Source organism: Leptospiraceae bacterium, assembly GCA_024233835.1.
Taxonomy (GTDB): Bacteria; Spirochaetota; Leptospiria; order Leptospirales; family Leptospiraceae; genus JACKPC01.
Window position 1 is genome coordinate 73,708 of record JACKPC010000007.1, and the last position, 21,343, is coordinate 95,050.

A 21,343-nucleotide genomic window follows, 5' to 3' on the forward strand; every position below is an offset into this window, starting at 1 on the left:
TCCAAGAAACGCAGGAAGAAAATCCCGCTGTTTTGTAATATGCTCAAAGTTAAAAAGCAAGTGTCTACACAAAAATTATTCCTCCTTGAAAAAGACCGCTCCTCGGTAAGACCTCATTTCTCACAGAGTCTGCGAGCGAAGCATCAGTAATTCCCTGATTTTTAGAGCGGATACAAGGAAAATATTATTTTCAGACTGAATTCCGGAACCTATCCTTCATAAATAAAATAGGATTATTTTGTTTGACTTATTACAAATTGCCGATAGTCTGATTAAGACTATGCAACAGGTAATTCCAATGAGGCCAGAAATCGAATCAGAGCTTGTAAAGCTCAAAAAAGACCTCGAATACTATAAAAACACTTATGGCTTTTACGGCCTTAAAGGTGGAACAGAAACCGAGGACATGGATTACGAAGAGCTGAGTTTTCTCAAAGCCCTGAGTAAGGACATAATGCCCCTGAAAGTAAAAATAGGTGGCGTAGAAGCCCGAACGGACATTCGTTTTTGCCATTCTGTACATGTAAATTCGATTTTAGCCCCTATGGTAGAATCCGAGTATGCCTTACGAAACTTCGTTCAAACCCTGAAAGCCCTGATCCCCAGAGCAGACTACGAAAAAATTCGCAAATCCATCAATCTTGAGACCATTACAGGCTACAGAAACATCATGGAAATTGTGGATTCGAAGTTTTTTGAAGAGCTCGATGACATTACAGCCGCCCGTTCCGACCTTTCTGCGTCTATGAATCTGGTTCCTGATGATCCGGAAGTAATGCGTGTAACCTCACAAATAGTAAAAATTTCCAGGTCAAAAGGCAAGGGAACCTGCGTTGGAGGAACTATCACCCGACAAAATTTTGCTGCTATAGCTGAGGGAATCGTACCGGATATGATTAACTCCAGACACATTATTGTAAATGTAGAAAAAGCTAAAAAAGTTGGATTAAACGAGGTTCCGGAGGCCATGCTGGAGTTCGAAATGGATTTATTCTCAGTTCTCGGACTTCTCAAACCTGAAAAACACTATTATTACAATAATCGAATTGAATTGAATCGTGAAAGGCTCGGAAAAAAGAAGGTTCTTTATTCCCTGCCCTAAAGGATGAAAGTAGAAAGTCTCAAATTTTTATTTATAGGAATGGGTCTTACACAGGCCCTTTTCTTTCTTACCGCTCCCTTTTTTAAAAAAATAAGTCATTACATTTTAATCCTTTTTGCTGTCAGTACCAGCTATTATATTTATTTTTCAGAACCTCTTATAAGCGGAAAAGGTTTGGAATTCCTTTTCTTTCAACTTTCTTCTATCACATTAGCTTATTCTATCCTCTATCACTTCTTTGAGAACAGGATAAATGTTATATATAAAATAGCCTTTATACTTCTTCTCTTTCTTTCTGTAGGACTTTATTTTCCTGTTAGCAGGGGTAATGACTTTATTTATCATAATGCAAGGTTTATTGTTTTATTATTAAGTCTTCTCAGCTTGAGACTACTGGCAAAGGAGTTAAAACCGGAAATAAGAAAGATATTTTTACCCTCTTATATTCTTTGGTGTTTATCAGTATTCAATGATTTTCTTATACTTTCAGGCGTTTATACTTTTTCTTTGTTATCCTCTTACGGGATGTTTATCTTCCTGCTTTCATTTTCTTATTATAGAATCAAACTTTTATCTTCTCCTGAGACAAGTCAGAGCAATGTAATCTTAAAAAATGAATTGGAAACCATACAAACTCAGGTTGAAAACGAATATTATCCGATTATACAATTAGCAGCTGAAATCTCTGTCATCTCCTACTTTGTGGTTAATAAGGACGCTTCCATTTGCTATGCCAATAAAGCTGCTGCTGAAATCATCGGATTTACAAGAGAAGAACTACTCCAAATGAGTTACCTCGATATTAACCCGGATTTTAACCCTAAAAGCTGGGAAGAACACTGGCAAACGCTCAAAGAACAAACTTCTTTTACTTATATTTCTTTAAACCAAACAAAAGAAAACATCCTGATTCCTGTAGAAATCACAGATAACTACATTTCTTCTCATTCGAAAGAATATTGTCTTTCGATAATACAGGATATACGAAAAAGAAAAAAAGCTGAAGAAGACCTGAGAGAAGAAAAAGAAAAAGCTGAAGAAGCAACCCGCTTGAAAGATAAGTTTATCTCCCTTGTTTCCCATGATCTTCGCTCTCCTTTAAGTGGAATGCTCGCTTTCTTTGAGATGATGATCGAGGATGAAGACGAGTTTCGTCCGAAAGACAGAAAAGAAATGTATCTGAATTTCTATAATTCCATACAGAGCCTTTTAGGGATGATCGATAAACTTCTCAACCTGAACCGTCTACAATCCGGTAGACTAACCCTTCAACCTGAATTTATAGAGTTAAAAGCAATTTTGGATGATATCATTCCTCAATTCCATCCCCTGATACAACGAAAAGATATTACCCTCGTCAATCAGGTAAAAAAACAAACTAAGATTTTTATAGATCCAAATCTTTTTCGTGAAGTACTTACCAATCTTCTATCCAATGCGGTCAAGTTTTGTTCCGCGAAAGATACTATAGAAATCATTCCTCATGAAGGTGATAGGTTCTTAGAAATTAAAGATAGCGGAAAAGGTATACCGGAAGAGTTTTTGCCGGATCTTTTCAAGGAGGAGATAAAAACAACTACTATCGGCACTCTCGGAGAAATAGGAACGGGGCTGGGTCTACCTTTTTGTAAAGATATTATGGAAGCCCATTCCGGCGATATTCAGGTACAATCTCAGGAAGGAAAAGGAACCAGTTTTTTCCTGAGTCTTCCGATGAATAAAAAAATTATTCTTATTGTAGAAGATCAAGAAATCGTAAGAGAACAGTTGAAAGAAATCTTAAGAGCCACCGATACCATTATTATCGAGGCTGAAAATGGCCTGATTGCCCTTGAGCTTTTAAGACACTTCCAACCCGCTCTCATCATTACTGATATTTCAATGCCCGAAATGGATGGATTTGAATTTTTAGGAAATATTAAAATACGTCCTCAATTTGAATCTATACCGGTGATTATTCTTACTTCTGTAATTATTCCGAAAGGAAAATCTTATAAGAAATATGTACAATTAGCAAATGAAATTGGAGTACAGCACGTTTTACCCAAACCGGCCTCTAAAGATATTATCCTTCCCCGTGTAATGGAAATACTGGAATCAGATCAACTTATAAAAAATGAATAAATTTCCTACCCCGTTTAGCCCTTTTTACTAAATACAATAGCCAAAAAGATAAATTACTTGCGTATTCCATCCAAAATGGTAAAATAATACCAGGGTGTTAAGAATAGGAGAATTTTTATGGAATCCATTTTCATATTATTAGCTCAAGAAAAAGTTCTGGAATGGCCCAAGCTGGGTATTGGTGGAGTTATCATTATCCTTCTCTTTTTTCTTGCAGGAGCCGGTCTGTCGTATTTCTTCGGAAAAACAACTCGAAGCAAGCAGGAAAAATCCAAATACTGGAATATAATTTTACATTATAGTCTGAAGCACGGCCTCGATGCACAGGAAATTGCGATTATTAAAACCTTCTTCACAAGTTTGAGTCGTGATAAGCAGGAAGAACTGGCAAGTTCTATGAGTAAAAAGATGTTTCACTTTTTGCTCCTTCAATATCTAAGAAAATTTAGGTCAGATCATCCGAAAGCCAATGTAAGCATTTTAGCCAGGTTGTTTATACCCGGAAATATGCTTCATGAAAAACTCTCTTCAATACAGGACTTATACCCTGGAGAAGCCTGTAATATTCTGTATAATCAAAAAGAATTTATGTGTACCGTGATGAAAACCGTTCAGAACGAAGTCTTATTAGCTCATCCGGATCTAAATCCTACAGGACTGAAAGCTAAAGAGCAAATAGAACTTTATATCTTTCGACCTGAATTCGGTTCCTTTACTTTTCACGGTGAAGTTAAGGCAATAGGTAAGGATACTCTAATATTCCAACATACCGGAGCTTTAGATTATAAGAATACACAAAAACTCATGGCACAAATTGCTTTAAAACTAGTATTGACTGCATTTCCTGAACCCTACTACTATAAAAGCATACTGGCCGAGAAACAAAGAGAAGCGAAAAAGAATAAAGTGACACCGGAGAAGAAGGGTCATTATATAGAAGAGTTGCAGTTAGATGGATCTGTGAAAAAAACATTCATTCCGGACAGAGAAGAAGCAAGTGAAGAGCGACCTATAGAACCCGAACTTATGTTAAACGTTAAACCCCTGGTAATTCGAGGAGTTACTACGAAGGTTTCTATACGGGGCCTGGTTTTCAATCCTGCTGAAGAACCCGATAGCAGGGATGTAAACAGTCAGGAGCTCTGGGAACTGGAACTGGAATTAGATGAAACACATAAAATACGCTGTATAGGGAAACTTATTTTTAATTCGGGAACCTATCTTTTCCGTTATAGTAACTTCAATGATAGGGACAGAGACAGGCTGGAAAGAGTTATAATGAAGAATGATCCGGTGAAAGAACAGTTATCTTAAGAAGATATTTCAATTAACTTCTTTTTTGACTTTTCTCCAAGGATGATTTTCACTTTGGACTTTGCAATATTCTTATAGGCAGCGATGGCTTTTATCACCGCTGCATTGGCTTTTCCGTCTGTGGCAGGTTCTTGAACCCGAACAATCCAGTTTTCCGGGTCCAATTCTTCAATTCCGGGCTTTTTAGAACCCGGCTTAACCGTAACCGAGACTTTCATTTTAATCCTTGTGAAAAAGCTGGTTTCTATCCCGGCACTTCTTTGTTACTGAAGCAGCTTGTAAGGTTTTATCTTTTAGATCACTCGAATACTCTAATTCTACACTGAAAGGTTGCCACTTAACTTCTCCACCTTTCTTTTCCTGATACTGACTTTCATCTTTTGCAGAAAGCCCTGCACAGATAAAGGTGAGGATCCCTTTTTCTACTTTCATTTTTAATGTCCTGTTATTTTTCGGATTCTCTGAAGAACTGTATTTAACCTTAGTCCCATCCTTCTTCTGAGAAGCAAAACTAAGAAGAAAAGTATATTCACCTTCCGGTATATAAAAATCATTCCAGGAAGACCGATAATGTGTATAAGAATCCGAAAGTTCCTTTCCATTAATAGAAATGATACGCAGACGCTCATCTGTAAAAATGCGGGATAGAGTTTTTGAATCCACATTTTTCCCTTCCGGGTTATACACCTTTGTCTTTAAAGAGCAGGAAATAAGATACAGACTACAGACAAATAGAATTATACTACGCAAAATTTATCCTCCCTCTTGTATTTCTTTTTCGAAATATGCGATTGTCTTTTTTAATCCTTCCGTAAGCGGCACCTTGGGTTCATAAGACAATTTTTCTTTTGCAAGACTTAAATCCGGCTGCCTGCGAACCGGGTCATCCTGCGGTAAAGGCTTGAATACCAATTGAGATTTGGAGCCGGTTAAAGCGATTATTTCTTCGGCCAGTTCTTTCACGGTAAACTCCTTATTATTTCCGAGGTTTACCGGTCCGATGAAATCGGGATTGTTCATCATGCGAAGAATGCCTTCCACCAGGTCATCTACATAGCAAAAGGAACGGGTTTGAGAGCCATCACCATAGATCGTAATATCCTCTCCGCGTAGTGCCTGTACAATAAAATTACTCACGACCCTTCCATCATTCTCTAACATCCGGGGTCCATAAGTATTAAATATACGGATTACACGAATATCTACCTTGTTCTGTCTGTGATAATCAAAGCAAAGAGTCTCGGCAATTCTCTTACCTTCATCATAGCAACTCCGAATACCGATAGGATTGACATTACCCCAGTAAGTTTCCTTTTGCGGATGTTCGAGGGGATTACCATAAACTTCACTGGTAGAAGCCTGCAAAATTCTGGCTCCTGTTCTCCTGGCCAGTCCCAGCATATTGGTGGTTCCGAGAACATTTGTCTTGACTGTTTTTATCGGGTTATACTGATAATGGACGGGAGATGCCGGACAGGCAAAGTTAAAAATTTGGTCAACTTCAATTTGAAAGGGTTCAATGATATCGTGTCGGATTAATTCAAATCGACGTTTATCCATAAGGTGATACAGATTCTTTTTTCGCCCTGTAAAGAAATTATCTATACAAATTACTTCATTATTCTCTTCTAATAATCTTTCACATAGATGAGACCCTATAAAACCGGCTCCCCCTGTAACTAAAATTCTCTTAGACATGATGTTTGTTTTTTACCTCATAAATTTTTTTAATCGTTTCATTCGTTAAGGGCTTACCATCTAAATCCAATCCCTTGTTCAAAAACCAGTCAGCAACTTCCGGTTGAACATTCCCCCTATTTACCTGCTCTAACATTTCTTCTAAACCCAAATCTTTGTCATCTTCAATATTCATGGCATTACTAATAAACGCATATAAGAGAAAACAACTAATAAAAGACCATAAAAGGGCAATAATATAACCTAAGTCCCGAATTTCTTCTGACATGGGAGGTTTGCCGAGTAGATAGGATGCTAAAATGCCGGCATCGGTCAGGTGTATATTTCCTATAAAATCAAAAAGATCATAAACGCTGTAAAGTCCGAGACAGGTTCCGATAAATATCAAAAGATAACGACCATATTTCCCTCCGAATAAACCAGAAAGAAAAAAGAAAGTTCCCCAGGCAATACCTGTGATAAAGGCCAAATCTTCCATACTCGAATAGAAAAAACTTAAAAACGCAAGAATTAACCCCAGTCCTAAGAGGAGAGGTTTTACATGTTCATCTTTTAAACCCCGGTTTAATAAAAAACCACCGGCAAAAGAAGAACCCAAATAGCCGGCAGAAACGATAAATAAAAAAGAACCTTTGCCGGCTACAGCTATGGTTTCTCCCGAATTATTGCTATGAATACTTATCTTTTCTACCAGACCGCCGGTAAAAAGTGCTGCCAGGGCATGAGAGACTTCGTGAATCAGAACCACCAATCCCCGGATATGTTTCATATATTCATTATCCCAGAATGCCAGAAGTAAAAGCAGTATGGATATAAGTAGAGAAAGTTTACCGGTTTTTGTCATTATTCCAATTCCTCTTCCTTCTTCTTTTCTATCTGAATTGGTTCTGTATCTTCTTTTGACCCTTCTTCGGAATTAGCAATTAGATGAACCAGTACCGGCTCACTTGTATAGAAAAAGAAATTTCCTTTTTTATCTTTTAATTCAATATGAAAGGTCTGTTCTTTTTGCATATACACAAAACCCATTAAACTAAATTTATTCTCATCTATCTCGATTTCAATCTCAACAGGTTTATCAAGGGTATCTACTATCTTAAAAACCAATTCCTTCTTGTCGGGATAATCTTTCAAAGCGGAATCCAGAACTCCTTTAAAAGAATAACCGGGTTTATAACAATTTTTTAAGGACAATTTCCGATACTTTAAAACATCCTTAGAAACAATTCTGCAAACTTTTACTAATTCGGGATTTAAGTCGAGATTCAATCGCAGGGGTTTTAAATAGAAAAAAGGATATTTACTTTTCTCTTCTGTTGCAAACAAAGATACTGTTAATAAGATAAATATAATATATTTCATGGTAAATACCTTAATTAATAATCCTTAATATTTTTTTAAAGAAAAGTCCGTTTTCTCTTTGAGCTAAAATCTGCAAGGAGGGTTTTAACTTCTTAATTTTAAGGGTATTTTTTTGTTTACAATATAAATCTAATAGTTCATCTCCTTCGTTTCTTATAAGAATTTTTCCCGGCTTCAAAAAGGAACAGGCTTCACTGGAACGTCCGGAAATAATCAAAGTTTTAGCCAGTTCTACTGTACTAATATCAATATAGTTCTTACGTTTATAAGGATTGTAAGAGGAGCTCATCCAGAGATACCTCGCAGAGAGTTTATACCTTCTCTGGTTTCGCAGGTGTAAACCATAGAGGTATAACATATCCATCTTTTGCTGGGTAGAAAGAGCTGAAATGGAAGCCATATCAAAAAAGGCTTTTCTTAGACTTTCCGGTTTCGCTTTAAGAAAATAAGCCAGGCGAAATATGGGGTTTGCATTGGGTGATTCAGAAAGAAGATAAGCAATTCCCTCCGTATCCGGTACTTTCATTTTAATAGAAAAAATCAGGTGAAACAGTTCTATACTGGGTTTTAACTTATATTTCTCCACTAATAAAGGATGTGTACTTTTATCAGCACTTACAGCAAGACTAATAATAGATGAAAGTTCTAAGGGACTTAAACCCAATCTTTTGGATAGTTTTTCTATAATTTTAGATGTATTTTTCTTCCGACTCTTATTCGGACTATGCTTTTTATTGAATAAGAATACTTCCTCATACATATTATATTTCACATATAAGTAAAATAAGCGACTGATGGCAGTTTTATTTATATCTTTATTCTTTATATTATTTAAAATATTCTCATATAATGGAATTGCAAAAAGTGGAGAGCTTTTTTCTATTTCATAGGCTTCTTCAAAATAAGAGGCTGCATCTTTTGCCTGAACTACTAACGGGATTAGTAAACATACTATATAGAACAAAAAAATTTTTAGATACCCCATCTTCCCTCCTTTAGAAAAGAGATTGGATTGAATTCGATTTATCTACAGCAGGAGCAATGCATTCTTTAGAAGGCTTTGCCTTGCTTGTAAAAAACTCTTTCTCCTTTGCTTCACAGGGACAGGCACTGGCATCAAGCCCTGTCTCTTTGCATATTTCTATTTGCTCAGCATTCTTACTGAATGTAAAGCTTCTTTTCGGTAAAACAGCCAGAGTATCTGCATGAGCGGCTATTGTTCCCCAGAGGGGAGCTGCTGCCAGAGAACCCACTCCTTTGGGTCCCATTCCGTATGCGGAATCATCATAACCTATCCAGACAGCAAGAGACAGGTTGGGTTTGAGACCTACAAACCAGGCATCTTTATAATCGTTAGTAGTGCCGGTCTTTCCGGCGACGATTCCTTTATAACCGGTTTTCCTTACACTACTGTAGCGGGCACTGCTGGTCATGAGACTAATCATAACTTCGGCTGTATCCGGGTTTACCACCCTTCTCTCAAAAGGAATTTTCATATTAAATTCATCATTCAGATCATATTCATAAATTACCTTCCCGGTGGAAGATGTAATTCTACGTATCAGATAGGGTCTCTGTATTTTACCATCATTGGCAAAAGAAGAAAACACGGTGGCCATCTCCAGAGGAGAAAATTCCAGGGAACCCAGAGCTACAGACAAATCATCCCGGTAACGCTTTTTATATTCCTGAGGATCCGGAAAGAAAAACTGCTGGTAGTATCTCGCTACCGTCGAAAGACCAATTTTTTCTGCAATTTGGACTGCTACTGTATTCTTAGACTTCTCCAGGGCTGTACGGAGAGAAATTTCTCCAAGATATTCCTTATCAAAGTTATTGGGTGTCCAATCCTTCTCTCCATTCTTTCCCCTGTAAAAAACCTTGGCATCCATAACTCTCATGCCTGTATGCACCTTTCCGGAATCTATGGCTGCCGCATAAAGAACGGGTTTTATCGAACTCCCGGTCTGCCTGCGTATCTGGATAGCCCGGTTGAGCTGGTTATCCTGATGAAATCTGTCCCCTCCTCCGTGCATAAAGAGAATTTCGCCGGTCTGGGGATCAAGGCCTATAACTGCTGCCTGTAGAGTGGAATCATCAGAAACCGGGGGTTTTTCGTCTTTCTTTAACCAGACCTTTTTAATTCCACCCTTTTTACCGGTAAGGTAATCGACATGTTTCTGAGTGTCCAAAATGGCTTGCTTCTGTAGATCCAGTTGAATAGTCGTCTCTATTTTAAATCCCCCTTCATAGTAAATGTTTTTATCCGGGTTTACTGCTTTAAGAATAGATCGAACATGCTCGGTGACATAGGGTGCCTCATCGTACCGGCCTTTAAAAACCGATTTATAAGGAGGAGGTTTTAAACCGGCATAGAAGTCATCGATTTCTGCGCGAATCGAAGGCTGGATGATATTATAACGAATCAACTGCTCAACTATAATTTTTACTCTTTTCTTAGAAAGCTCCCTGTGTTTAAAAGGAGAATACCGTTCCGGTGCTGAAGCCAGGGAGGCTAAAAGGATCATTTCCTTAACCTTCAAATCCTTTAATTCTCGGTTAAAATAGTACATAGCAGCGTTCTCAAACCCATAGGCGCCATGTCCGAGATAGACCTGGTTCAAGTAGGCTTTGAGGATTTCGTCTTTTTTCAGCCTTGTTTCCAGGGCGAAAGCAATTTCAGCTTCCCGGAACTTTCGCGACAGGCTTTTTTGTCGGTCTTTAATGAGAATGCGGGAAAGCTGCATGGTTATAGTGGAGGCCCCCTGAGAATAGCCAAAATGGGAGATGTTTCGAAATAAGGCTCGAAAAATAGCAATATAGTCGATTCCACCATGGTCGTAAAAATTTCGATCTTCAACTGCCAGAATCATTTGAACCAGCCCTTTGGGAAAATCTTCCAAATTACTGGTTCCTACTTTTTTTTGATAAATTTCTGAGAGTAAGTTCCCGCTACGATCATAGACCATACTGGGTTTATTCTTAGAAAGCTCAGTTAGAAGACCATCAAGGTTTTCGGTAGCCTTATTAAAACTCATAACAAGAAAAGTAAGACCGAATATCATCGCAATAGCAAAGAGGATAGAAAAAATCAAAAGCCCCCTGGAACGAAGAATCAGGGGTACATTTTTTTCCCAGAGAAAATCTCGTAAAACCGGACGTTTGGGAATAAAATCCCTTTCTTTTTCTTTTTTTATCTCAGGTGTAGGCTTAAGAACCGGTTCCTCCTCACTTTCAAGGGCTTCAGTTTCGTAAAGAGGTTTTCTTTCTACAGGAGTCTCTTCAAAAATCCCCTTTCCCTTTTCTTTCGGAACGTTTACCGCTTCCGTTTCCTGAACTGTCCGGTGTTTTTTTTCTTCTTTTTTCTTTCGGATGGCCTCTTCTAAGATATTGGAGTGTTTTGAAGCTTTTGGCTCTTCTGCCGGTATTTCCGGTGGAGGAGAAGGTGGGCTAACTCTGAGATAGGTTGGTTCCTTGCAATGAAAGCAGGTGATTTTGTATAGGCCCGGTCTCTGCGGGATCCGGGAGAGTCTTGATAAACTACCACAATTAGAACAGGTAAAACTGCCCTTTTCTACTTCCTCTTTGCCTAAGACGGTTTTCACCTTATTTCTATCGGCAGGGCGTCTATTTTGCATTATGTCGAATTCCGAAAGAAAGGATAGAAAAATGACCGGGAAGAAAGCTTAAATTAATTTCAGTTGACGTTCTTTATTTTTTATACCGGTATGGACATTAGGGAAGCTGGGAACTGAGTCCCGAATAACACGGAAAAAGAGAAACCATGGAACAAGAAAAAAAGTCCTATATAGAAGAATTGAAAGGCAAATATGAGCAAATACAACTTCAACTAAGCCTCGGAAAGAAAGAAGCAGTAGATAAGTTTGAAGAACTAAAAACAGAGTTTTTACATTCCATTCAAGAAGCCCTTAAAACCCTGGAAAATGTAAAAGATGAATCTTCTCAAAAACTTCAGGCCGCCCTTTTAGATTTACAAACTCAATTAGAAATAAAACGGGCAGAAACCAAAGAAGAATTCGAGAAACAAAAAGCGAATCTTGATAAAGCCCTGGAAAATCTGAATCTCAAAATCAAGGAACTGAGTCAGAAAGGGGAAGAAGAAGTTAAATCCATAAAAGCCTTAATGGAAACTAAAGCAGAGAATTTCAAAACTCATCTGGATACATTTCGCTTACACTTTAATCTCGGAACAAAAGAACTAAGAGATGGAATTGAAGAAGAGAAAAAAGAATTAAAGAAAAAGCTTACAGAACTTCAGGGAGAAATGGAAAACCTGAGCAAAGACGCCAGCGAAAAATGGGAAAATTCTAAAAAAGCAGTTTCGGAAAAACTGACAGACCTGGGTGGAAAAGTAAAAAACCTATTCGGATAAAACAACATAAGGCCGGTTTTTCCCATCGAGGAATAAACATTTTTTGCAGATGGAAGATCCGGCTTTACAGCTTTTGAACGGGCACTTATACTGGTTTTCAATTAAACTTTCGTTCCTCACGGAGTTACTCATCTATGATATGCCCATCCTGCAAAACCTTTCATCCCGGTTTTCCCGGAAGAAACTGTCCGGTTTGTTCCCTGCCCCTGGAGTCGGAGAGCCAGAAGAACCTCGACAGGCTTGTCCTCGGAAAAATGAAAGATTATATCCAGAGCTGGAAGAAGAAAGGCAAAATTAGTAAGGAAACTTACACAGAGATTAACCTGGCTATAGATGCAGAAACTACAGCTCCCCTTCCGGAACCGATAACAAAAGCAGAAGAACAAAACCTTCTAGGACTTTTACTTGCTTCTTTTTTTGAATGGATTCAAAGTTTCTTTTCCGGACTCTCGGGCATAATTGATCCCTTCTGGAGAGAAAAGGGTTTTCCGCAAAAAAGAAACCTGAGAAAAGAAAGTGTTTCCGGGGATGATCTTTCCGAAGCCGGGGAATTCGCCGGTGTCTCTGTTTTTGCAGAACTGGATAGAAGCAACTCTCTTCTCTGGGCCGGCATTCGTCCTCTATTAAATGAGTACATCTGGTGGTTTATTGGTTCTCTTCTCGTTCTTGCCGGTTCTATTATGGGAATCCGGGAAGCCTGGATGACACTGAGCGGCCTTTCCCGTCTCGGCCTGGTTCTCTTTGCTTTGTTTATCTACCAGGTTTTATTTTCCGGACTGGGCTTATTCTTACAAAGAAAGTCTATCATGACGGGAAGAATTCTTTCGGGCATTTCCTTACTATTATTTCCCGTTACATTTTCTCTCTGCTCGGATATAGTATCCCAAAATCTTAGCTTCGGTTTTATCTCCCTGTTTCTTTTAGGACTCGCAAGCTTCGGTCTCTTAAAAGTCATCAGCCCGCAGTTCAACCTGAGTGGAACTACATTTTCTCTTACTATTCTTCCTTCCATGTTTATTCTGGCTCTCGTTCCGTATGCCACCCAAAAAGGCCTCGCAAATTATCTTATCTTCTTACCCATTTTATTCTTCAGTCTGCAATCGGAATGGATATACAGACAGAAACAAATACAACAAAAAGGACTTTTACTTCTTCCCTTTTATGCGAATATTTCTATCCTGCTCGTATTTTTCAATCTATCGAAAGAGCTTATTTTTACCGGTAACAATTTGCTTTTACCGGCGGTTTTCCTTCTCTGGATCTTAGCATTTAGCTATGCTTTAGCTCATGCCTTTTACAGACATTCGAAACCCTCAGCTTATCCTTTTATCTATTCGGTTTTTGAAATTATCTTTTTAGCCATTGTTTTAAGCATAGGAAGCGGCAGCTTAATCTTCCTATATATTCTTCCTGTACCCTTCAATACTGTTTTTGAAAGGCTAATCTATTTCCTGCACCCGACTCTTGCGACACTAATTTTTCTGCATACTACAGCAAGGCATACAAGAGCGATTCATCCTTTTATGCTACTCTCCATTTTTACATCTTATCTTTTAGGAAAGGAATTTGCCCCTCAAAACTTCTGGCCATTCGTCTCTGCTGCGTTTATTCCTATGCTCGGAATTGTTTTTTATCGACATGTAAAAGACAGTTTACAAACTTCCCTGGCTTTTTGGGGGGGGTTATCCGGTATATTCCTTTTTGCTATATTACAATTTAGTCCAATACTTCCCTATTTAATATCTCCCTTATTGATTTATGGAATTCTCTTCTTTGGCTTCAACCATTACGCAGGGTACAAACAAAACAGCTTCTTTCATTTTATAGCCGGTCTGGGTGGCTTTGCTATTTTGCAAGCCTTTTCTGCTCTCTATCCCACACAGAATTTGGCATTCAGAATAGCCCTTCTTTCGGGATTACTGGCCATCTCCTATAGTCTATTCGGTCTGGGCTTTGATAAACTTTTAAAATGGGGAAGCAAAGAAGACGATTTTAAACCCTTTGACGATGTGGCCTTAGTCTCCATATTTTTTTCTTTATCTTTTCTATCTTTTAACCGGGAAAGCTCCAACCTGGCCAATTTGTTTTTACTTCTAACCGGAGCCTTTACCATCCTCCGGTCTTTTCGGGATAAAACCCGCGTAGTAAGTTTTGCAGGCTTTTTGATACTCGCTCTTACTTTCTGGAACCTACTTTTTTCCAAATATTATATTTCTAATATACCCAACACGGCTTTAGTTTCTTCCGCCTTTTGTTTTCTCTCCGGTTTATTAGCCGGCCTGATTCCTATCTTCCCGGATGCAGAAATTAAAAACAGTAGGGCCAGAAGAGTTTTAAAGACCTTCCGATTTCCTTTTTATGCAAATAACACCTTATTACTCCGAGATGGTTTGAGTAGCGTCTCCCTCGTTTTTCTCTTCTATAGCCTTTCCCAAATCGTACCCTGGTTTTCCCTTGCAGACTACCCCGACAGAAATCTCCTCATTCTTTCAGGAGTCTTATTGAGCTTGAATATGCTTTCTGTCTTTATACTACCCGGCTATTCCTTTTTAAATCTAAAAGGCTCTGTTTTGGGTCTTATCGGAATTTTTGTATTTGTAGGCCTCACAGCGGTAATTAACCGAATCGGAAGACCTCTACCACCGGCTATAGTCGGAAGAAATTTGTCTGTTATTATTGTCTTACTCTATCTCTTTTCTGTATTTTTAAAACGTAAGGGAGAATTTATTGGCAGCTTACTGGGAAAACCCGTACACGGTCTCTATTATAAATTCGTTCCTCTTTATTCTATGCTTCTCTTAGGTATCGTCCTTATTCTGGATGCCTTCCTTGTAGGACTACCGGGAACGATTCGTTTTCTATACATAACACCGCCGAGTTTTTTCTTCGGTGCCTTCTTAGCCTTTTTCTTATATTCCTGCTTCTTAAAGCGCACAATCTCTCTGCATATTTCTCTTTTTCTACTCATTCCCGTATTTGCCCTGAGCTTTTCACAACACACATTTATAGGACAGGATTTGATAGCCCTGGAGCCTCCGGGAGGAAAATGGTTACCATCAGGACACAGAGTCCTTGTAAATACAGATTGGCTTTTATCCAACCTATATTTACCTTCAGGTTGGGATGAAGCTTTAGTAATAAGAAAAGCTGCTAAAGGAATCGCTTTTTCCGGTTTATTTTTTGCAATACTTGCCATTCTTATTCCCTATGGAATTTTACAGAGACTATATCGCTCTATTTTTCAGGAAGAATCACCTTTTTCTAATTTACAAGCGGGTTTCAGTAGCTGGTCTTTTCTTACAACTTTCCTCTTATTTTTCATTGCGTTTTCGTATGCATTTATCAGCCCTGGACTAATTCTTTTACTCTCAGGACTTGTGCTGATGAGTTCAATAGAGACAAAACATGCAGGAATTGTTATGTTTGGTTTAAGCGGAATTCTCATCTTAGAAGGAATTTCTCATACGGGTAATCTGTATCCCTTCTGGTCGGGTCCCCTGCATGCCTTCATAGCATTAAGCATCACCCTGTCCTTAAAGCCTTTAAGTCTTATCCTAAAAAAACAAACAGGGAATCTCAAAGAAAAAGCACATTTTCTATCCCTTCTATATCTCGGTATCGCATTTATTTACGCCTTTGCTACCAACTATCCATCCTTCAATAACAATGCAGTGCCGGGCTTATTAAATGGAATGCTAAATGGTCTGGCCGGCAACTGGCTATTTCATTTTTCACCGGGTATTACCTTTTTCTTAAGCTCTGCTTTATTTTTCAGTATAGCTCTTCAGTGGGAAAAATCTTTGAGTCTTATATTTTCCTTTACCGGGAGTATCCTTTTTACCTTTAGCCTGCTCTCTGCCTTTCCGGCTTCCTGCCCATATTATTTCTGTAAACCAAACAACGCGGTATTGGATCTTTTCCCTCAGGCCATGTTGCCCTTCTTTGCCTTACTCAGTTCCGCAACGGCCCTGGCATCTTACTATTCTTTCCGACAGATGCAGGTATATAAAGATGATTTTTCAAAAGGTCTTTTCTATAGCAGCGATACTCAAATTATTCTTACCGCAATATTTTTAGCTTTCCATATCAAACAACCCATAAATAATTTAGTATATTCTAATTATTCAGGACTTCTGGCCATTACTTTCGTTGTCATTACTTCTTTCTTCGCCTCCTTTTCTGAAAAAAAAGCAAGACACCTCTACTTTCTACAGACAGCTATAGGGGGCTTATATTTAGGACTGAAACCGGCCTTTCCTACTGTCTTAACTTCTGAAGTAGATTCGATTGTAGCACTACTCTTTGGTTTTATACTCGTAGGAGTGACAAGCGTAGCTTACAAACTCGGCATTCCTTCTCTTTCCGAAGCTACCCGAAGGTTTGCGGCTTTTATGCCCCTCATCGCCTTATTTGTATTACCGGCAGAAGCCAGCTACAAAAATGCGGGTATGCTTGGTTTTTCAGCCATGCTATATGCAGCCTTAGGAGTAGTATCTTCCAAACGAATTTATGCTGTCCTCTCGGCTATAGCCGGAAACCTCGCCTTATACCTGGCGATAAGTGCCTCTAATTTCCGGGGACCGGAAACTTATCTGGCACCGGTGGGTCTTTTTACCATCTTACTGGGCCATATATTTCGTGAAAACCTCAGCGAATTGGCAAAGAAAATTTTACGCATTGTGGGCGGACTCTTCCTATATCTACCGGCTGCGATTAATATTAGCTTTGAAGCAGGAAGGGCAAGTGAAGCGATTTATGCCATTATCTTCGGTCTTATCTGTCTTTTGGGAATTGCTGCAGGAATGCTATTTCAAATCCGCTCTTATCTTTTCATGGGGCTTTCTTTCTTTGTCTTGAATCTCGCGGCCAATCTGGTGCAAATCGGCCTTCGAGATCAACGAATGGGATTTTTCCTACTCTCTATCAGCGGTTTAAGTATTATTTCCGGTCTCATTTTTTATACCTTAAAAAAAGAACTCGTACTGAAGCACTTAAGGTCTATTCAAAAAAGCTTATCCTCCTGGGAAACCTAGTCCCTTAGTGAGAAACACGTATCCATCGATAAACGATACAACGAACATTATGGGAGTAACTGGCAGGATGAAGTACGGACTGTCCATCACTAACTGACACATAATATTTGGCATCTTCTGAATCAGGATGGGATTCCGAAGACCAATACTTGCAACAGGGTGTTTTAATTTTACCGAGATTGGATTTGGCTACCAGGTTTAACTCTTTCCTCGATGGAAGCTGCATTCTTTTTGTCTTACATCTTTCCACCGCTTCTTTCCACCCCATCTCTCCCTCGTAAGGTCCCCAGTAAAGTCGTTTCTCACGAACAATTTGAGCATCTTCGTTAGTTCCGATAAGGGCAATCGGAACCAGGGAATCCGAATAACCTTTTAAGCGGTGATAGGTGACTCCGCCTTCTTTGAATTCAGTAAAGGATTCCTCTTCTGCTTTTCTTTTTTCTTCCTCTTCTCTCTTTTTTAAATCTTCCAAATCCTTCAAGGAAAGAAGAGTAAGTGTTTTTATAATTTCCTGTTCCGGAAATTGAATATTTACAGTAAAGATTTCGGCTTTAAAACCCTGTCTGGCGACCTGGATTTTATGCTCACCCTGCTTGAGTTCAAATCGAATAGGTGTTATGCCGTATACTTTTCCATCAACACTAACTTCTGCTCCTTCCGGTTTCGACTCAAGACTTACGTTTAGATTTTTTTCTAATTTAATCTTCAGGTTTTCTTCTTTTGCTTCTTTCTTAAAACTTAAATCAAGCTCTTTTACTTTATAACCTTCCATTTCAAGAAGAAACTTCTTCTCTTCTTTTTCTTGGAGTCTGATGATAAGTGGTGTTGTTCCAATTACTCGGTTTTGAACAATATCAACTACATTCACCCCGGAAGGTTCCGATTGTAACCTGTACAACATTTCCTGTTTGCAAGAAAGAAAAAAAAGGATCAAGAATAGAAAAATAAATCTCATAATCCAGATCTGTAATCCTTTCTTTAAAAAGCAAGATAAAGATTTTTATTCCTGAGCTTTGCGAAAGAATGTCTGAAGCTGATATTGTATATACTCCGTATCATTACGAGAGTAGAGTTTCAACTTCATCTCCAGTCGAAATATATCCTTATGGGGTACCGGATTTTTTAAAACCTCGTTAATTACAAAGGCTGTTTTCTTATGATCGCCAAGAATATATCCACTTATCCACTCTTCTTCTTTCTTTTTTTTATCCTTCTTTTGCTTTTCTTTCTCTTCTTTTTTGGGATCAGCTAAAAGTTTAATCCGGGCATGAATTCGATTTCCTTTAATTTTTAAAGAGCGGTTCCAATACAGGCTGAATTCATATTTCTTTTCTTTAAAGGTAAATTCTTCTCTCTTTAAATAGTTTATTTTTTTCACCCGAAACACAGAACCGGGTTGCAGGGGATCGGAATACGTCTCAGCCTCGGAAGGAATCTTTTCTCTACCTTCTTTGGACCAGATGTTCTGTTGTCTGGCTTCTGCCAGGGCTTCCCAGTTTAATTTTCCATCCGGAAGTAAATATATGTCCACTCCCTTATGTAATAAAATCTCTCCGTATTGTTTTTCCTTGTTCAAGCGAAACCTGTACATACTTCCATTCTCATGAAGTAAAACTTCCTGCTCTTTTTCAAAATGAAAGCCTTTTTGAATATAAGGAATAAAAACCGGGAAGGAACGCAAATTACCACCCGGATAAAAATGCAGCCAGTTCTTCTGTGTGTTCTCCTTTGACCAGGTCTGCAAAGAAAAGCCCTGCATTTCTATAGGAGTAAAAATTCTGGCCCTCTCCAATTTCGCCTTATTGTTAAAACGCAACACATCGCCTCGATGAAACGCTTTTCCTTTGGAAGATAAATCTTTTCCCAGGGTAAGTCCTTTCAAACGAGAGTTCGGGTGGAATAAAACCAGAGTACCTGAAAGTGCAGTGAACTTTTTCAATTTCACATCCCCCGAAACCCGAACGGATTTAAGCCTTTTTTTTGAGTCATAAAATAGACTACTTCCCGCAGGAAACAGGTTACCGTGTATTTTACGCTCTTTTTTTAAAATTTCAACACGGGATTGAGAAACAGGTTCTTTTGGACAAATTTTCCAAAATAGGCCTGAAATCATAAAGGAAAAGAAGATTAGTCGCAGCTTCATTTTTATACACTCGGTGTTTTTCCCGGCAAGGCAAGGGATTTTTAATAAAAACTTGACAGAATCGGGGTTTCTAAAAACTTTTGTACCGACCGTCGGTCTATATATAAAATAAACATGAGGGTAATTTGTGAAAAATAAGTGGATACTGCTTGCATTTCTTTTTGCTGTAAGTCTTACTGCACTTTTGCCGGGAAGTTCAGGGGATGCTCTCCTTTTACAGGGAGATGAGGTTATGCACATTGCTACCATTCGAGAGAGTCTGGCACATGGAGAATACATACTTCCCCGCTTGAATGGAGAGGCCAATTATTTCAAACCTCCCCTTCTTTTCTGGTTAGGAATGGCTTCAGAAAAAGTCTTTGGTACGAGTCTTCTATCAGCAAGACTCCCTGCTATCCTGCTGGCTTCTTTTACGGTAAGTGTCCTATTCCTTTTTCTTCTGGATATTACTAAAAAAATCCGGCTTTCCTTTTTTTCATCGCTTATTTACCTTTTCACCCTTGGAAATTTCAAGTTTGGAAGACTTCTCATGATGGAACAGGGGATGGTTTTCTCCTTATTACTCACTACGTACTTATTCTATAAATATTACAAAACGAGAAAGAAAGCCTTTATTATTTTATCTTCGCTCACTGCCGGTGTATCCTATCTCTATAAGGGTCCTTTATTCCAGGTTTATACAGCCATTCTACTTTTATCCTGGGCCGGAGTCTTCCTATCGCATTTTAAGTTTTCCCCTTTTGCCTGGAAAGGAAAACGATATATCAGAAGTTTAGTTTCGACTTTAGTTCTATTCCACCTCATTGAGCTTGTGCCTATCCTGGCCTGGCTTTCTTTTCTCGTCTATTTAAAGGGTAGCGGAATCTTATATTACTTTTTCGTTGTAGAAAATTATGGAAAATTCTTCTCCGAAAATCAGAACCTATTTCGCATCTTTTCCGGATGGATTTTTTACGCTCAGCCCATTGGCTTTGCCTTACTATACTTTGCCTTCTACTCTCTGAAATTAAAAATAAAATCCAGAAATAGCTTATTTGCAAGGGTCATCATTAACACATCTTTCTTGCTTACGCTTTTACATCTCTTGCCCAACAGAAAAGATGGCTATTATATATTCTTCCGGCTCTACCCCTGATGTTTATAGGAACAGCCCATTTTATGAACTACATTTCCTTAGAAAAAATTCAAAAAGTATTAAAATGGAATCTACTTCTAAATATCATTATATTGAGCTTATTCAGTGTTCCTATATTTGTATTTGCAGAATCTCTATATTATAAAATAGGAATTATTCTTTCTATTGTTCTATCTTTACTGTTTTATAAGATATGGAAAGAATACTACCCCAAAAACAAAAGCCTTATCCAATTCTCTTTTGTTGTAAACATTTCTCTCTTTACTCTGAGCACCCAGTTTATACTCCTACCGGCTTTAAACCATCCTTTACTTCCCGCAGAAGTAAAGAAGCAGATATCCGGTCAGGTTTGTGTGGTAAGCCCGGAGCCCTGGGATGCCTATCTATTTAAGAATTCTCTACCCGGAGTGAATGTAGTACATGCGGTTCCTCAAAACTTAGAAACCTGCAAAATCAATAGTCAGCATATACTTGTATTTCGAGCTCCTGAAAACTTACAGGAAATATCCGGCTTTAAGAAAACCTTTTCCTATGAAATTTGGAAAAGGCAAATCAATAAGGAAGCCCTTCGTTCCATTAAAACAAAAGCATTTCAAAAAGTTTTCTTTTTTTCGAGGTAAAATTCCATGTTAAATATAAAAAAACTATTTCAGTATTCTCCTATGCTACTGGCTATCGGTTTTACACTAACCTTTTTGATCTATAAGGATATAAACGCAAAAAAAATTTCCGGGTTCACACAAAATGAAGCGATTAGTGACCATAGCTGTACAGAACTCTGCCAAACCTTAAAAAGTTGCGCAACTCAATTCGCACCCGGACTTGATATGAAGCGTTATCCGGGCTTTGATTCGGGTTGCTTTATGGGTTGCAAAAAACAGGCAAAGATGCTTCCTTCCTGTTTAATAAAAGACAATTTGTCCTGTAAAGACTTAAGTAACTGTCTGCAAAATACATCTACTTTTAATGTAAAGAAAATGTAGAGTCTTTAGATTTTTCTTTAATAATGTGGTGGACGCATTACTAAAAACATAAATGC

Annotated in this window: 17 protein-coding genes; 8 read left to right on the forward strand and 9 right to left on the reverse strand. The window is 38.4% G+C overall.

Annotation, left to right across the window (positions count from 1 at the left end):
- Window positions 1-298 precede the first annotated feature (298 nt).
- From H7A25_24455 to H7A25_24465, 3 genes are all read left to right on the forward strand, one after another.
- Entirely contained in the window at window positions 299-1,102 is an 804-nt protein-coding gene (locus H7A25_24455; protein ID MCP5503073.1) for an aldolase, read from the forward strand.
- Between the two features lie 3 nt (window positions 1,103-1,105).
- On the forward strand, window positions 1,106-3,226 hold the full coding sequence (locus tag H7A25_24460; protein ID MCP5503074.1) for a response regulator: 2,121 nt from the start codon (window positions 1,106-1,108) through the stop codon (window positions 3,224-3,226).
- A 117-nt stretch (window positions 3,227-3,343) separates the two neighbouring features.
- Complete coding sequence (locus tag H7A25_24465; protein MCP5503075.1) at window positions 3,344-4,540, forward strand: hypothetical protein; 1,197 nt, start codon at window positions 3,344-3,346, stop codon at window positions 4,538-4,540.
- Here the strand turns inward: H7A25_24465 and H7A25_24470 are convergent.
- The 7 genes from H7A25_24470 to H7A25_24500 are packed head-to-tail and all read right to left on the reverse strand — an operon-like array spanning window position 4,537 to window position 11,238.
- On the reverse strand, window positions 4,537-4,758 hold the full coding sequence (locus H7A25_24470) for a DUF167 domain-containing protein (protein ID MCP5503076.1): 222 nt from the start codon (window positions 4,756-4,758) through the stop codon (window positions 4,537-4,539). The genes H7A25_24465 and H7A25_24470 overlap by 4 nt on opposite strands.
- Window position 4,759: 1 nt before the next feature.
- On the reverse strand, window positions 4,760-5,290 hold the full coding sequence (locus H7A25_24475) for a hypothetical protein (GenBank protein ID MCP5503077.1): 531 nt from the start codon (window positions 5,288-5,290) through the stop codon (window positions 4,760-4,762).
- A 3-nt stretch (window positions 5,291-5,293) separates the two neighbouring features.
- On the reverse strand, window positions 5,294-6,241 hold the full coding sequence (locus H7A25_24480; GenBank protein MCP5503078.1) for an SDR family oxidoreductase: 948 nt from the start codon (window positions 6,239-6,241) through the stop codon (window positions 5,294-5,296).
- A complete protein-coding gene (locus H7A25_24485; protein MCP5503079.1) occupies window positions 6,231-7,082 on the reverse strand; it encodes a M50 family metallopeptidase in 852 nt (283 codons plus the stop codon). Before H7A25_24485 ends, H7A25_24480 begins: the two co-directional genes overlap by 11 nt.
- Window positions 7,082-7,600: a hypothetical protein gene (locus H7A25_24490; GenBank protein ID MCP5503080.1), complete on the reverse strand. Its 519-nt coding sequence runs from the start codon at window positions 7,598-7,600 to the stop codon at window positions 7,082-7,084. The genes H7A25_24485 and H7A25_24490 overlap by 1 nt, the downstream gene beginning before the upstream one ends.
- Window positions 7,601-7,610: 10 nt before the next feature.
- Window positions 7,611-8,585, reverse strand: coding sequence for a hypothetical protein (locus tag H7A25_24495; GenBank protein ID MCP5503081.1), 975 nt, complete (start codon window positions 8,583-8,585; stop codon window positions 7,611-7,613).
- Between the two features lie 10 nt (window positions 8,586-8,595).
- Window positions 8,596-11,238, reverse strand: coding sequence for a transglycosylase domain-containing protein (locus H7A25_24500; protein ID MCP5503082.1), 2,643 nt, complete (start codon window positions 11,236-11,238; stop codon window positions 8,596-8,598).
- A gap of 146 nt (window positions 11,239-11,384) precedes the next feature.
- Between H7A25_24500 and H7A25_24505 the strand changes: the two genes are divergently transcribed.
- Window positions 11,385-11,993: a hypothetical protein gene (locus H7A25_24505; GenBank protein MCP5503083.1), complete on the forward strand. Its 609-nt coding sequence runs from the start codon at window positions 11,385-11,387 to the stop codon at window positions 11,991-11,993.
- 134 nt (window positions 11,994-12,127) lie between these two features.
- The gene (locus tag H7A25_24510) at window positions 12,128-17,026 is read left to right on the forward strand and encodes a hypothetical protein (protein MCP5503084.1); all 4,899 of its coding nucleotides are present in this window, start codon (window positions 12,128-12,130) and stop codon (window positions 17,024-17,026) included.
- Window positions 17,027-17,030: 4 nt separating this feature from the next.
- Here the strand turns inward: H7A25_24510 and H7A25_24515 are convergent, their stop codons facing one another.
- The gene (locus tag H7A25_24515) at window positions 17,031-17,981 is read right to left on the reverse strand and encodes a PEGA domain-containing protein (protein ID MCP5503085.1); all 951 of its coding nucleotides are present in this window, start codon (window positions 17,979-17,981) and stop codon (window positions 17,031-17,033) included.
- 45 nt (window positions 17,982-18,026) lie between these two features.
- Window positions 18,027-19,169 (reverse strand): hypothetical protein, encoded by a 1,143-nt coding sequence (locus H7A25_24520; protein ID MCP5503086.1) that lies wholly within the window; start codon window positions 19,167-19,169, stop codon window positions 18,027-18,029.
- 127 nt (window positions 19,170-19,296) lie between these two features.
- Between H7A25_24520 and H7A25_24525 the strand changes: the two genes are divergently transcribed.
- Genes H7A25_24525 through H7A25_24535 form a run of 3 tightly spaced genes read left to right on the forward strand, consistent with a single transcriptional unit; the run spans window position 19,297 to window position 21,287 of the window.
- A complete protein-coding gene (locus tag H7A25_24525) occupies window positions 19,297-20,304 on the forward strand; it encodes a glycosyltransferase family 39 protein (protein MCP5503087.1) in 1,008 nt (335 codons plus the stop codon).
- A gap of 23 nt (window positions 20,305-20,327) precedes the next feature.
- Entirely contained in the window at window positions 20,328-20,924 is a 597-nt protein-coding gene (locus H7A25_24530; GenBank protein MCP5503088.1) for a hypothetical protein, read from the forward strand.
- Between the two features lie 6 nt (window positions 20,925-20,930).
- Entirely contained in the window at window positions 20,931-21,287 is a 357-nt protein-coding gene (locus tag H7A25_24535; protein ID MCP5503089.1) for a Cys-rich protein, read from the forward strand.
- The last annotated feature ends 56 nt before the right edge of the window (window positions 21,288-21,343 follow it).